The organism is Paenibacillus alkaliterrae, assembly GCF_021532375.1.
GTDB lineage: Bacteria > Bacillota > Bacilli > Paenibacillales > Paenibacillaceae > Pristimantibacillus > Pristimantibacillus alkaliterrae.
In genome coordinates this window covers 1-13,390 of sequence record NZ_JAKGAP010000106.1, presented here as the reverse complement: position 1 = coordinate 13,390, position 13,390 = coordinate 1, and the positions used below count along the sequence as shown (strand labels likewise).

Annotated in this window: 15 protein-coding genes and 1 pseudogene; 12 read left to right on the top strand and 4 right to left on the bottom strand. The window is 43.3% G+C overall.

The annotated features are described in order from the left end of the window. The 4 genes from L1N85_RS25685 to L1N85_RS25670 all read left to right on the top strand — a co-directional run. A partial coding sequence (locus L1N85_RS25685; protein ID WP_235241867.1) for an ISAs1 family transposase occupies nt 1–609 on the top strand: 609 nt, incomplete at its 5' end. 364 nt (nt 610–973) lie between these two features. After that, nucleotides 974–1,639, top strand: coding sequence for an HD domain-containing protein (locus L1N85_RS25680; RefSeq protein ID WP_235241866.1), 666 nt, complete (start codon nt 974–976; stop codon nt 1,637–1,639). Nucleotides 1,640–1,829: 190 nt separating this feature from the next. Next, complete coding sequence (locus L1N85_RS25675; RefSeq protein ID WP_235241865.1) at nt 1,830–2,828, top strand: phosphotransferase enzyme family protein; 999 nt, start codon at nt 1,830–1,832, stop codon at nt 2,826–2,828. Nucleotides 2,829–3,052: 224 nt separating this feature from the next. Continuing rightward, a complete protein-coding gene (locus tag L1N85_RS25670) occupies nt 3,053–3,454 on the top strand; it encodes a hypothetical protein (protein ID WP_235241864.1) in 402 nt (133 codons plus the stop codon). Nucleotides 3,455–3,520: 66 nt separating this feature from the next. Here L1N85_RS25670 and L1N85_RS25665 read toward each other — a convergent pair whose 3' ends face one another. Next, nucleotides 3,521–3,904: a hypothetical protein gene (locus L1N85_RS25665; RefSeq protein ID WP_235241863.1), complete on the bottom strand. Its 384-nt coding sequence runs from the start codon at nt 3,902–3,904 to the stop codon at nt 3,521–3,523. A 519-nt stretch (nt 3,905–4,423) separates the two neighbouring features. Here L1N85_RS25665 and L1N85_RS28105 point away from each other — a divergent pair. Together L1N85_RS28105 and L1N85_RS25660 are read left to right on the top strand one after the other, a co-directional pair. Continuing rightward, a complete protein-coding gene (locus tag L1N85_RS28105; protein ID WP_407946572.1) occupies nt 4,424–4,708 on the top strand; it encodes a hypothetical protein in 285 nt (94 codons plus the stop codon). Then, nucleotides 4,642–5,229: pseudogene (locus L1N85_RS25660) on the top strand (IS200/IS605 family accessory protein TnpB-related protein); the annotation flags it as partial. The gene L1N85_RS28105 and the pseudogene L1N85_RS25660, both read left to right, overlap by 67 nt. On the opposite strand, the gene L1N85_RS25655 reads toward L1N85_RS25660, so the two are convergent. Both L1N85_RS25655 and L1N85_RS25650 read right to left on the bottom strand, forming a co-directional pair. Next, entirely contained in the window at nt 5,212–5,862 is a 651-nt protein-coding gene (locus L1N85_RS25655; RefSeq protein ID WP_235241862.1) for a GNAT family N-acetyltransferase, read from the bottom strand. The pseudogene L1N85_RS25660 and the gene L1N85_RS25655 sit on opposite strands and share 18 nt — an antisense overlap. 459 nt (nt 5,863–6,321) lie before the next feature. Then, entirely contained in the window at nt 6,322–6,744 is a 423-nt protein-coding gene (locus tag L1N85_RS25650) for a DUF4395 domain-containing protein (RefSeq protein WP_235241861.1), read from the bottom strand. A 386-nt stretch (nt 6,745–7,130) separates the two neighbouring features. On the opposite strand from L1N85_RS25650, the gene L1N85_RS25645 reads away from it, so the two are divergent. The 5 genes from L1N85_RS25645 to hisB all read left to right on the top strand — a co-directional run bounded on the left by L1N85_RS25645 (nt 7,131) and on the right by hisB (nt 11,057). After that, the gene (locus tag L1N85_RS25645; RefSeq protein WP_235241860.1) at nt 7,131–7,358 is read left to right on the top strand and encodes a DNA-binding protein; all 228 of its coding nucleotides are present in this window, start codon (nt 7,131–7,133) and stop codon (nt 7,356–7,358) included. Between the two features lie 263 nt (nt 7,359–7,621). Next, a complete protein-coding gene (locus L1N85_RS25640) occupies nt 7,622–8,884 on the top strand; it encodes an acyltransferase (protein WP_235241859.1) in 1,263 nt (420 codons plus the stop codon). Nucleotides 8,885–9,059: 175 nt separating this feature from the next. After that, complete coding sequence (locus L1N85_RS25635; RefSeq protein ID WP_235241858.1) at nt 9,060–9,431, top strand: iron chaperone; 372 nt, start codon at nt 9,060–9,062, stop codon at nt 9,429–9,431. A gap of 476 nt (nt 9,432–9,907) precedes the next feature. Then, complete coding sequence (locus tag L1N85_RS27760) at nt 9,908–10,225, top strand: N-acetyltransferase (protein WP_328285295.1); 318 nt, start codon at nt 9,908–9,910, stop codon at nt 10,223–10,225. A 247-nt stretch (nt 10,226–10,472) separates the two neighbouring features. Continuing rightward, nucleotides 10,473–11,057, top strand: coding sequence for an imidazoleglycerol-phosphate dehydratase HisB (hisB, locus tag L1N85_RS25620; protein WP_056636610.1), 585 nt, complete (start codon nt 10,473–10,475; stop codon nt 11,055–11,057). Nucleotides 11,058–11,260: 203 nt separating this feature from the next. Here the strand turns inward: hisB and L1N85_RS25615 are convergent, their stop codons facing one another. Then, nucleotides 11,261–12,112, bottom strand: a complete 852-nt coding sequence (locus L1N85_RS25615; protein WP_235241857.1) for an aldo/keto reductase — start codon at nt 12,110–12,112, stop codon at nt 11,261–11,263. Nucleotides 12,113–12,339: 227 nt separating this feature from the next. Between L1N85_RS25615 and L1N85_RS25610 the strand changes: the two genes are divergently transcribed. Further along, nucleotides 12,340–13,251, top strand: coding sequence for an AraC family transcriptional regulator (locus L1N85_RS25610; protein ID WP_235241856.1), 912 nt, complete (start codon nt 12,340–12,342; stop codon nt 13,249–13,251). The last annotated feature ends 139 nt before the right edge of the window (nt 13,252–13,390 follow it).

Sequence of the window (13,390 nt, the reverse complement as noted above, 5' to 3'; positions counted from 1 at the left end):
ATCACAGCTATTCCGGCCCTGCTGGAACAATTGATGATCAAAGGCTGTATTGTGACCATTGATGCCATGGGAGCTCAAAAGAAAATCGCGGAACAAGCCGGGACATTAAGTGATGCCGAAGGAGAGGCGATCCGCATGCACAGTACCCTTGAAAAAGGGCATGGGCGCTTGGAGAGACGTACCTATTGGTATACTACGGATCTGGATGGGATCATCGATGCAAAGACCGACTGGGCCAAATTGATGGGGATTGGAATGGTGAAACGCGAGGTCACGATGATTGCGAACCCTACTCTAACAACGACAGAAACGGCTTATTTCATCGGAAGCGTTGACAACGTGGCCGATTTCGCACGGGCAGCTAGGAAACATTGGGGAGTTGAAAGTATGCATTGGAGCCTGGATGTGACATTTGGAGACGACCACAATAAAACCCTCGACAAGGCAGCGTACCATAATCTAGTGATTGTAAAACGAATGGCCTTCAATGTGCTAAAAAACGAAACGAAAATCAAACCCAAAATGAGTAAACCCAATAAAAGAATCGTTGCAGCGATGGATCTAGCATATCGAGATCATTTGATCAGTCAAGCGTTTAATCAAATGTGAGATTCAAATGAAAGATGCAACTTTGCTAAATATGGGCATTATTGGGTTCGTGAATTCGCCGTGGCAGAGGTAAGGGGATTGAATCCCTTTACCTCTTTATTTTTTAAGGAGCAAATGGACATGAATACATCTTATCAGTTTGACTGATTTGAACACAAACATGTGAATTTTTATTATTTCTCATGATGGAACTATCACTTCACATCGGACACAACTGGGTGAATCAGTTACCCGAAAATCGAGTGGAGATTACATGGAGATCTGGATTCAATATTATTAGGAGGTTATACACATGTTATCGCGAATAAATCATAAGGGAACAAAAGCTTATTTAGTTCCAATTGAAAGGGGATTAGAATTCTAGATGCAAATTGAGATAAACTCAGAGCATGAACAGGTAATATTAGCAACTAGAAGCTTTGCGAAATCACAATTAGAAAATGATCTGACCGGTCATGATTGGTGGCATATTCATAGAGTAGTGCAGATGGCCAATCATTTGGCTCACGAAGAAAACGCTAATGTCTTCATCTGCATAATGACTGCTCTATTGCATGATGTAGCTGATGAGAAGTTGAATGAATCGAAAGAAGTTGGACTTAGCAAAGTACGACATTGGTTGGATGAGCAGCCGATTACCAAAGTGGAGAAAGAGCATATCTTGGAAATAATTTCAACGATGTCCTACAATGCAGGAATAAATTCACCAATGAGTACCCTTGAAGGACAAGTAGTTCAAGATGCAGATAGACTCGATGCCATTGGAGCTATTGCTATCGCCCGAACTTTCTTATACGCAGGTTGGAAAGGCCATCCTATTCATGACCCGCAGCTGTCACCACGCAGAACCATGACCCCAGAACAATATCGCAATGAGAAAAGCTCTGCAATTAATCATTTTCACGAGAAGTTGTTAAAGCTGAAAAACCTCATAAATACTAAATCAGCTAGGCGTATCGCCGAGGAGAGGCATACTTACATGGAGGACTATGTAAAACGATTCTATAGAGAGTGGGCAGGGGAATTGTAAACTAAAATTCTGAATGCTTGATTTCGATCATCTGGGGACCTGCATCAGATATTTTTATTGGCGGGCCATTGAAGTGCCTTAGATTCAAAGGGCTACTTCTTGTAAAAAGAAGATATGACAGGCTCGGACAAGCGATCTAAAGGCAGAAGAATTAAATAAATAATCGCTGAAAGGATATGTTTGCCGCCATATGACTCAAGATGTGAAAGAGCGTTGGGCAGCGGAAATCGTGGTTCATTTAAAGGATCGGTTCGGACTATCCGTGAGAGAAGTGATGCCAATCGATAAGGGCTGGCTCAACGTCAAGTGGAAGATGGTAACGGACCTCGGGCCGTTATTTATAAAGTATTATAACCCGGAGCGATACAAGTTGCATACGCATCCTGAGAGAAGAAGCGCGATCGAGAAGACGCTACAACTGCAGCATGGGATGAGCGTAGCCGGAATACCGTGCCCAAAGGTTTATCTTTACAACGGGCAGTTCATACAGGAAACGCCGTCGGGTTTATTTTATACGGTGCTGGATTGGGTGGACGGACATACCTCTAAAGCTGGTTGCTTGAATGCCGCTCAAATGTTTGAATTAGGCGTGGCGACTGGGCTAATGCATAAGTGGCTGCGATCCGTACCGCCGTTAGACAAGCCTGCCTGGAAGCCGGACAGGGACGTCTATCTGCGAGAGTGGCAGGGCAACTGGGAAAAGGCGCAAGAGGCGGGAGATAAGACTGTAATGGAGTGGCTTAGGCGGTCACAGACCATTGTAAAATCAGTGGATTTTCGTATGTTTGAATCATGTCCGACCGGATGGCTGCATTGGGATTTGTGGGTGGATAACATTTTGCTGCATGGGCAGGGGTTGGCCGGCATTGTCGATTTTGACCGAATGACGATGGCGTACCAGGAAATCGATGTGGCTCGTGCAGTCTTGTCAGGGGCTTTGCGGGACGGCCAGATGCGGATGGAGACAGCTCGAGCGTTTATGGATGGGTACCGTGGACATTCGGAAGTGTCACAAGGCATGCTCCCCCGGGCTATGCGCATGCTTTACTTGATCGAATCCATCTGGTGGCTTCGTACGGAGGTTCGTTCTGAAAGCGATCTGCGTGGATTACTTGGCCGGTTTATCGAAGAAATGCATTGGATCGAAGATAATTGGGCAACGCTGCCGGAACAATTGGATACTATATGAATAATTCTAACGGGACATGATTGTGCAATGATAATAGGCTGCCGAAAATTCGGTAGCCTGTTCAGTTAAACATTCCTGTAAGACTTATGAAGTTAGCTGTAACATGGATGGGAATGTGGACCGCTTTTATTTTTGCTCTGATTGGACGAAACTGCAACCTTTTCATATTTCCTGCGTCTTACATATGCTTGCTTCATGAACGGTGTCGGGTGGGTTGAACATTTTTGAGTTTGTTACTATTAACTGCTTGTTCAACTCAACAGCAAAAGGCTGCATCATTGGCTGAGGCTATTGGTTCGGAAGGAATCGGCATTACTGAACTCCAAAAAAACACTGATATTTCTATACTTGATGGTATCACACCCGTCAGTTATAAACTTGATAACACCTTAGAAACTATTTTGGTTTATGACTTTGGTTCCAAAGAAAGACGGGAACTTGGGCAAAAACACTTTCAAGAGCGTCAACAACTTCTCAGTTCCCATTCCCCGATTGTCTATAAGGCACAAAATTATCTCGTTCTTTATTACAGCGGTGTTGATTCGAAAACGCAAACCCCCAATTTCGCTGAAACGGAGTATGGAGAAAAGCTTCAAAAAGCATTCAATCGAATCAAAAACGATTGATGAATGGAATCCATAGCAGACCAGATTTGGAAAATGTCTTATGGACGATAATGAGCTATAGTCCGATTAACCAATGGCTACGATAATACTTGTAATGAGCATTAGCAAACACACAGGTGCCCAAATTCTCCTCTCCCAAACGCTCCTTGTAATTACGTTCAGTAATGTAGCAATCACCGAGAAAGCAACAACAAACCAGATAGCTGCTTCTGTGAACGAAGACCAATCAGGAAATATGAGACCAGACTTAATTAGTACTATTGAGGCAATTAATGATAGAATAATAACCTGAATTAATGCGGCTATACGCATCGTTGGTGGAAACTTTCCAGGAAACTTCCCGCCCATCGCATAACTTCCCCAAGGCATTCCTGCCGCTAACGCAATTTGAAAAAGAATTACAATTGCAATTAAAGCAGAGAATACTGTTGCTGATATCGTTACAAACATCTCCACACCCTCTTAGTTTTAGTATGCATCGATTTCAATGATCAACCCCGCCATTTTTTCCACTTTTATGTATACAACACGATTGTTAAATTCTACATTTACCACAAATATCCTTTATTTAGTATGGCACATTACTCCCGTTTGTTGAGTTTGCCTGACCGATCTATTATTGCCTCAGCCCTTACGTTATACATTGTTGAATATATGCCTTTACGATTTGTTTCTTTTATAATGTCTTCGTAATACATATTGATATATTTACGATGGTCTTCAATCCACTTCCGTGTCGATGCTTCAAAAACTTCCCTACCGTCAAGCGATATCCAACATCTCCCGTCACGATCATATTCTGATTTTCTATCCACTCCCGCCGAGAGGACTTCCACTTCTGCAAGTGGTGAGGTGAATCGGCGACTTCTTGAAATCTCTCACAACATGTTCTTCCTTTTCCAACCCACGTGCGGTAAAATATAAATAGAACATATGTTTGTATTTAGTGTGCGAAATGGAGGTGAAGTCATGTCAGAATCAAAGACGATATACAGAACCCAGCAAGTGTGGATTAAGCCTGGTCATCGGTTATATGCGTATTTGGAGCAGATTTGTCAGCATGCCAAAAACATGTATAACACGACCAACTTCTTTATCCGGCAAGTGTTTACCGCCTATCAGCAGAATGAGCCGCTTCAGCCCTTGCAGCAACACGTGATCGACACGATGCAGATGCACCTGGACGCCATTATACAGGAATCCTGCGTCAAGGCAAAGAGCCGCGCGAAGGTGTTCATACGTCCAGACGATTAGAACGATTGCATCTAAAGCGCCGTCGCAGAATCAAAGACCTGTTCCACAAAGCGAGTCATCACATCATTAAGCTGGCTGTGGAGCAACACATCGGCACGATCGTGATTGGACATAACGACGGATGGAAGCAAGCGCCTGCGATCGGACGGCGAAACAATCAATCGTTCTGTCATGTTCCTCATCAGTTGCTGATATCGATGATCCAATACAAAGCGGCTGAACAGGGGATCGCGGTCATCCCGACCGAAGAAGCGTACACCTCGAAAGCCAGCTTTCTGGATCACGATCCGCTGCCACATTATGAAGAAAGCGGCACCTGGACTTTCTCGGGGACGCGGATTCATCGCGGGCTGTACCAGAGCGCGAAGGGTTTGATTCATGCCGACGTGAACGGCGCGGCCAATATTTTGCGAAAAGTATTCCCAAAAGCCTCCGCCAAAGATGCTAATGGGATAGAGGGGTTGGACGGTCACCGATCCGTCAATGTGTCAACTCCACGGATGTTAAGCATCCTGAGATAAGTCAGGTTGAGACATCAGAAACCCCCACTTCATCCGAAGCGACAGCAAAGGTAAGTGGCGGGAGTATTCATAATTAATATCAGTGACGATATCATAAAGTCCTATGTATTCCCTTTCTATAACCCCAAGACCACAAGCAATCACATGTTCCTTATAATAAAGCGATACAAAGCTTTTTTTAGTCATGACATTGGTCAACATTTGTTTCATCGTATACTTATTTTTTTCTTCGATATTATTAAGTCTACAAAAATTATCTAACCACTCAACATTTAGATTCTCGTCTATGTTTACGGAATTTAATGAAGGTTCGATGATATCATCTAACGTTAAGGTCTGGACACTTGTAAAATCAATTAAAGAATAGCCTCTTTCCTCTAAAACTTCATCTAGATTTTCAGGGTGAACAAAGGGAGTTATTTTATATGTAGTGCGCAGGTTATTGCTTGAATATATCTTTTCACATTCTTGGATTTTAAGGTTCAAATCATAAGTCGAAATATGAATAGGATTAATTGAATTAGCACGTTTCGTATAACCATCTGAAAATCGCATTACCCATCCATCGTAAAGTAAAGTAGATAATGGCTGCCAGTTGTTCAATGATAGTTCTTCAATAACTTTATTATCCATTTTGTCCCCCACATCGTTTTAGTATAATAATACAATTATATGAATAATTATTCAATCGATTTAGATATATTATTACACATTACTGCCCGTTACTTCAATGAAAAAAGCAGACTGCCGCTGCCATCTGCTTGCCCGGGCGTATAAGCCAGGTGTGCTGGATAAACTATGCGAGTAAATCTAGCTTAACTGGAATTTGTCCCGCTAATGTGGTCAGTTTGACGACTTGAAGAGATTATTCCCGTAATACCGCCTAGTTTTCCCGTTAAATGCATGAATAGAGCGTGTCTGAGACCAATTAGCTGGCGTTTTTCCGGTTCATGCTGCCGGTGCAGCCGTGATCTCGCATGATTAATTAGTTTAATTTATATAGACTGGGTTTTTCGGAAAACGAAAGATGGCTGCTCCGCATGGGAATCTTATCCTTTGCGGAGCAGCCATTTTTTTCTTTAGCAGGCCTGGTTAGTCACGCTTCAATCTCCGTGCACGGAATTGCTTGTACTGGAAATACATCGTGCAGCCGATGCAATAGCCGAGGATAGCCACTAGAGCGGCAGCCGCCATCATGCCTGCGAAGAGGTAACCGGTGAGTGTCCAGCCAAACGCAAAGCTTATCAGCGAAAAGGTCAGAAAACCTACGCCGAGCGAGTTATTGAATCGCTGCAGCTCTGCCGCTTCCGTGTCGGCGGAAGCGATGCGGCCGGCAAGGAAGGGACGGGCAATCAGAATAAACAGATTAGCCTTCGGGCCAAATACGAGTCCGGCCGTTTGAATGAACCATAGCGCAGCGATGAGCCAAGGCAATTGCAGCGCGATTGCGATCATTATAATAGTGACGATGCCGACTTGATTGCTGCGGACGTACGGAATCGGAATTTCTTTCATCGATAAAACCAACTTTCTTTATTGGATTTACTTCATTTTTATAGTAGTATAGCGCTTCCATATTAGCAACAGCTAAAGGAGAAAAGGGAAGAAATTTCATCTTTTTGATAACTTTCGACGGGCATTTCCTGAAGAAGGGATAGACATTGTGAAAATTAAGCTCGTACATATCATTGCCGTCCATACTACGTTAAACCTATATATTAACCGCCATGGATGAAGAATACAACGCTATGGTCTTAAATAGCGGCAAATAAATAAACCGATCTGCTGAAACGGATGTTATAAGCATGTCTTCTGGAAGCCAGGGGCTTGCGTTTAGTGGTATAATGGATAAATAACGACGTTATCGATCGTTGGTTGAGAAGAAGAAGGGTTGCGTGTGTATGTATTTATCAGAGGACTGGAATCAGAAAGTGAAGAAAACGTTCAATGCGACGAGCAAAGAAGAGGTGTTAACGGTTTCTGAAGCGGGAGCTTTATTCGGTCTAACAAAGGATCAGATGAAGATATACGTGGACAAGCACAAGCTGACTAAGGTGCCTATATTGAGAAGCGTGCATAGATATCTATTACTGAAGAGCGAAATAGATGCCATTTTGGCAAACCGTTAACAGCCGCAGCAACGAACAAACCAAAGAGCTATTGCCAAATCGGCAATGGCTCTTTGGTTTGTTTAGGAAATAATACCCGTGAATACCGCCTGATTTTCCCGTTAAATGTATGAATAGAGCGTGACTGAGACCAATTAACTGGCGTTTTTCGACCAGTTCGTGCTGCCGGAGGGGAGGCTTATATTTACCCTATTTCATCTTCCTCTAATGTTTGTCCGATATAATCTGAAATATCTTTTGCTTCTTAGAATAGAGGGGGAACTATGAAAAATCTGCAAGCGGGAATCGAAGAGAAGGCGTCTGAGCCGGAGGTTCGTCAGAAAAAAGAACGGATCGAAGAAGTGACGCTTCTTCGTGCGTTTGCTTTTTTGGCGGTGACGCTTCAGCACTGCATTGCGGAGTATATTTATCGGCCGGACATCATGCCGGCAGACTCGATCATGCTGGCGATGCTGTTTCATTTCACCCGGTTCGGCACGCCGGCGTTCGTGTTCCTGTCCGGTCTCATCCTATTTTACAATTACAGCGGGAAGCTGAACTACCGTTCGTTTATTCGAAAAAGGTTCGGTGATATTTTTGTTCCTTTTCTATGCTGGACGATTATTTATTGGATCGCGGTGGAAGGGGTTATCGGCTCCAAGCTAATGCAGCCTTCGGCTTGGCCGAATATCTTCTTGCAGCTGGTAAAGCCGACCAACGGCTACCATCTGTGGTTTATCATTATGATTTTTCAGTTTTATTTGTTATTCCCGCTGTTCTCCAAGGTGATCGAACCGTTCCGCGAGCGTCTACACCCTCATCCGGAAGGGAGATCATTCCACCGGGTTGCGTGGGCGTCCGTGGCGCTCGGCCTGATGTACGGCGCGCTATTGTGGCTGTCCTATTACAAAATGCCTGGCTGGGCCGCTTCCGCGGGCGGCTTTTGGGCGGGGCTGATCACGTACCGCTCTTATTATTTTGTCATGTACGTATTCTACTTCCTGATAGGCTGCGTATGCGCCTTCGGCCTGGCCAGGTTTCGGACGTTTGCGGCTGATGCGATGGGTTGGACGATGTTAGTGTTCATCGGGGCGTATATTTGGCTTGGTTACGATGTTCTGCGCTTCTCGGCGGAGCGAATGAATTTACAGGTTTCCAGCTATTTGAAGCCTTCCACTTTCTTGATCATCGTCTCTGAGCTGCTTCTGCTGTACGGGTTCGCGCTGATGTTGCAGAGACTGAAAGGTGCGCTTTACCGCATCCTGCGGTTTATCGGACGGCATTCGTTCGGAGGTTTTCTGGCTCACGCGTTTGTGCTCATGCTGGTGAGCGTGGTAACGCGGCCCATGCAGCTCAGCGGGTCTCATCTGCCGGCGGCGTTGATTACGTTTATCTTGGTTGTGGCAGGTGCGATCGGTTTGGCCAGTCTGCTGGAAAAGCTGCCGTTCGGGCGATGGCTGGTCGGGCCAACGGGCCGCCGAAGGCCGAAGGCGACTTATGCAGACCGGTCCTTAGCGGAAAGTCCCGCCCGAGAACAGACGGGTTAGTAATCGCTGCAGCTTACCGGTGCGTTGATCGAAGTTAAATACACAATAGCTATCTTGATAATTATCTTCAATTAACGGGGACAAGTGTCTTAGCGGTTCTGTGAGGAGTTTTAACGACGAATGGGTTTGAGGAACTTCTCTGAATGACATAACTTATATTTTAGGAGGGAACAACATGGAAGTTTTTGTAGAATATTTAGCGCGTATTGATAACCCGCAACATCGGGCCCGAACGGAAGAAATTTTGGATTGGGTAACTAAGAAATTTCCAAATTTAATGCCAAAAATTGCGTGGAATCAGCCTATGTTTACCGATCACGGCACATTTATTATTGGCTTTAGCGTAGCCAAACATCATTTGGCTGTTGCCCCTGAAAAGGCAGGGATTAATCATTTTTCTGATGAAATTGTGCAGGCTGGCTATGATCACAGCAAGGAGTTGGTACGTATCCAGTGGGATAGTCCGGTTGATTTCTCATTACTTGAGAAAATGATCGAGTTCAATATTTTGGATAAGGCAGACTGTTTAACTTTTTGGCGGAAATAGAAAAAATAGGATATCCCTTAGAGGCTCATATTTGCGTTTTAAGGCCTTTTGGGTTCGTTTTTACATGCCTCAACACTCTTGTTGGGGATGCCTTGACATGGCGAATGTCAAAGTAAAGTAACGACATAGGTAAATGTTCTTCAATTAACGGGTACCGCTCGACAAGTTCTGCTATAAGCGCCTTCAGCGTGAAAAGCAGGAGATTACAAGATTAATCTTAACTTTACAACCGAGGATGGGAATGACGGAACCATGAACGCTGCAATAAGGGCTGTCACCCGAAGTGGTTGCTATACGGCAAAAGCCGAAATGCATTTATCCTTGTGAGGGTAGGTGCACGACCGAAGAATCTCCTGTAATGGGAGCGGAGGAAAAGCCCCAAGTCTAACTGAAAAGAACGATCATTTTCCAAACGTGAATTGCACCGATCGGGTAAGAACGTGGGAACATTACCTCTAATAAGGAGGGATGCCACAGTGCAAGCCTTGAGATATTGGGATTATTACGGCATGACGGATACCTTCACGGATTTATACGATAGAGCCACGAATCGGGAATCTTTTCCGCACTTATACGACTTGATCACATCCAGAGAAAATATTCTCCTCACTTCAAATGATAATATAAAGGCTATTCGCTTTTATCAAAAAAGAGGCTTTGACATAAAGGCAGTTCATCAAAATGCCATCACTGAAGCCCGGAAAATAAAGCCATCGATACCACTGATTGGATTAAAAGGCTACCTGTTCGCCACGAAATTGAATTTGAATTTATCTTATAATATTAAGTCTTGATTATTGCACTAACGGATAATTGTTGCTCAATAAACATCAGGAGAAGGTTGCCGACAGCAATAGAATGGCAGCCTTCTCCGCTAACTGGCAGTTTAGCGTGGCTGACCGACTTACATAACTTTACATTATCACTTTATTACTGTAATATATTAGAGAAGTAAAGTGATAAAGGATGTGGTCTTAATCGAATTCATTCGGCTAGCAATACCAAAAGGCAATACCTCAGTTAAGAAGGGAGTTTGTTATGGTGCGAGAGGCATTAATTAACAGAAAAACAAAAGAAACAGAAATTAAACTGGAGCTTAATCTCGATGAATACAGTGAAGGCAACATCAACACGGGAATTGGATTCTTTAACCATATGCTCACGCTTTTTGCTTTTAGGGCAGGAATAAAACTAAATGTGGATTGCAAAGGTGATTTAGAGATAGATGGGCATCACACGGTTGAGGACATTGGAATATGCTTGGGGCAAGCAATCAAAAAGGCTATAGGGGATAAAAAAGGCATAAACCGTTATGGTAGTTCGCGTATACCTATGGATGAGAGCTTAGCATTAGTGGATTTGAGTATATCTAATCGCTCTTTTTTAGTGTTTAACGTGGAAATGCCGTCAACACGAGCAGGCGAGTTTGAAACCGAATTAACCGAAGAGTTTTTTCTCGCTGTAGCGCATAATAGCGGGATAACCATGCACATCAATTTGGAATACGGCAGAAATACACACCATATAAATGAGGCAATTTTTGTGGCATTCGGCGATGCGTTGAAGAAAGCAATTAGGATAACAGGCGATGTTATTCCGTCTACGAAGGGTACGTTATCATTATGAAAAAAATATGTATAGACGCTTACGTGTAAAAAATTATGGGAGAGGAATTTGTTTCATTGGACATCTGACGATTACGCTAACGGGAACGATAGTTCAATAATGGAAAGGGCTGCACCCAGCAGCCCTTTGCTCCGCTAACGGGCAGATTTGCTTAATAAATACCTGGATTAGAACCTGTCGGTGATCTTTCGAAATAGCGATTGTTAGATATCAAGTTTACGGGTACCGATCCATTTCACCATTTCAGGATCGTTATGTGAAAAGAACAGGCTCTGTTTCGTATCTAACGTAGTAATCGACTCCAAATCCTCATGGCTTAATTCAAAATCAAAGATATTGAAATTTTCGATAATTTTTTCTTTACGAACAGACTTTGGAATCACAACAACTTCTCTTTGTGTCAACCAACGTAAAACCACCTGAGCAACGGATTTATTATACTTTTCAGCTATGGATACCAATACCTCATTCTGGAACAAGTTGTTTTTTCCTTCAGCAAAAGGCGCCCAGGATTGGATCTGAACATTGTTCTCTTTCATGAATTTCGCACTTTCGATTTGCTGGTTGAAAGGGTGTGTTTCAACCTGGTTTACGGCAGGAACTACTTCATTATGAATAATCAAATCGATCAGACGATCCATCTGGAAGTTACTAACGCCAATTGCACGGACCTTTCCTTCACGATACAATTCCTCCATAGCGCGCCAAGAACCATACAAATCGCCAAATGGCTGATGAATTAAATACAAATCCAAATAATCCAATTGCAATCTTTCCAGTGATTTTTCAAAGGCTTTTTTTGTACTCTCATAACCAGCATCCTGAACCCAAAGTTTCGTAGTGATAAATAATTCCTCTCTTGTCACGCCACTCCGTTTGATCGCTCTGCCAACTGCTGCTTCATTTAGATAAGAGGCAGCGGTATCAATCAGCCGATATCCTGCCATAATAGCGTCATAAACGCTTTGTTCACATTCATTTTGATCTGCAATCTGAAAAACACCAAAACCGAGTATAGGCATCTCAACACGATTGTTCAAAATTATTTTTTGCATATATAAAATCCTCCAGTATTTTCAATAATTATGTTTAAATCGATTTAATCTGCCCAGTGAGACGTTGGACATCGCTCCCCCCTTCTCATCCTTATTATGCACCAGATGACAAAGAGTCCGTTATCCCATTTGTGCCAAATGTTTGCCTAATCCTCTCACTACCACTTATGTAACAAATGAATACGGACTATAATTGAACAATAAAGAATAGGAACAAGGAGAATCAAATGTCTGAAATAATTACTAAACAGCAGAATGAGCTCGCCAAAATCATTGAGCGCTATTCAGAAAAGGACGGTGTTCACCCAACTGCTATTCCGTCCTTATTTTTCATGCGTGTCTCAAATGCGGCCGGACAAAGCCACGGAGTTTACAAGCCTTCCTTTTGTATGATAGTTCAAGGGGCAAAGGAGGTATGGCTGGCACAGGAGCGCTTTAGGTACAGTCCTAGCGATTACCTTGTTGCATCCGTTCACTTGCCAGTTACCGCCCAAGTCACTGATGCCACTCCCGATGTTCCATATTTGGGTTTCAAACTTGAATTTACACCGAGTCAGATCTTAGAGGTTTTACATGATTCTGAAATTCGAGTTGAACCGAAAGAAATTCCTAAGCGAGCTATGTTTGTCAGCCAGATGGAATCATCGTTGTTAGATGCGGTCATCAGGTTAGTTCGTTTGCTTGATAATCCTAAAGATATTCCGGTGCTTGCTCCACTATTTACGAAGGAAATTCTTTATCGGGTGCTGCAAGGTCAGAATGGAATTACTTTGGAGCAAATTGTAATGGAGGGAAGCTCAACCCATCAAATCAAAGATGTTATTGAACAGATAATGAATAACTATGATAGTTCTTTTCGGATTGAAGAACTTGCCGAAATAGCGAATATGAGTATTTCTTCGTTACATAGACAATTTAAAGAAATCACTGCTATGAGCCCTCTTCAATTCCAAAAACAGCTTCGGTTGCAAGAAGCTCGGCGCCTATTATTAACGGAATCGGCGGATGCTTCTGAGGTTGCCTACCGGGTAGGCTACGAAAGTGCATCTCAGTTTAGCCGTGAATATTCTCGTATGTTTGGTTTTCCTCCCAAAGCTGACATAAAGCGTCTGAAGGAAACATATGACCAGTCTATTTAGAAAAGGCCAAATAGAAACACTTGGACAACGGATTAAGCTATTTTGTTGCCGCTCAGTTCCCCTATCGGGAAACGGGCGGCTTTTTCTTGCCAAGGATGACGTTAATGAGGGACAATGAATGGCGTGTGCAGCCGGAGGC

What these genes read in the sequence shown, in the direction of transcription:
- L1N85_RS25680 (WP_235241866.1), top strand. Translation starts at nt 974, where the DNA reads ATGCAAATTGAGATAAACTCAGAGCATGAACAGGTAATATTAGCAACT.
- L1N85_RS25675 (WP_235241865.1), top strand. Translation starts at nt 1,830, where the DNA reads ATGACTCAAGATGTGAAAGAGCGTTGGGCAGCGGAAATCGTGGTTCAT.
- L1N85_RS25665 (WP_235241863.1), bottom strand. Translation starts at nt 3,904, where the DNA reads ATGTTTGTAACGATATCAGCAACAGTATTCTCTGCTTTAATTGCAATT.
- L1N85_RS28105 (WP_407946572.1), top strand. Translation starts at nt 4,424, where the DNA reads ATGTCAGAATCAAAGACGATATACAGAACCCAGCAAGTGTGGATTAAG.
- L1N85_RS25655 (WP_235241862.1), bottom strand. Translation starts at nt 5,862, where the DNA reads ATGGATAATAAAGTTATTGAAGAACTATCATTGAACAACTGGCAGCCA.
- L1N85_RS25650 (WP_235241861.1), bottom strand. Translation starts at nt 6,744, where the DNA reads ATGAAAGAAATTCCGATTCCGTACGTCCGCAGCAATCAAGTCGGCATC.
- L1N85_RS25645 (WP_235241860.1), top strand. Translation starts at nt 7,131, where the DNA reads ATGTATTTATCAGAGGACTGGAATCAGAAAGTGAAGAAAACGTTCAAT.
- L1N85_RS25640 (WP_235241859.1), top strand. Translation starts at nt 7,622, where the DNA reads ATGAAAAATCTGCAAGCGGGAATCGAAGAGAAGGCGTCTGAGCCGGAG.
- L1N85_RS25635 (WP_235241858.1), top strand. Translation starts at nt 9,060, where the DNA reads ATGGAAGTTTTTGTAGAATATTTAGCGCGTATTGATAACCCGCAACAT.
- L1N85_RS25615 (WP_235241857.1), bottom strand. Translation starts at nt 12,112, where the DNA reads ATGCAAAAAATAATTTTGAACAATCGTGTTGAGATGCCTATACTCGGT.
- L1N85_RS25610 (WP_235241856.1), top strand. Translation starts at nt 12,340, where the DNA reads ATGTCTGAAATAATTACTAAACAGCAGAATGAGCTCGCCAAAATCATT.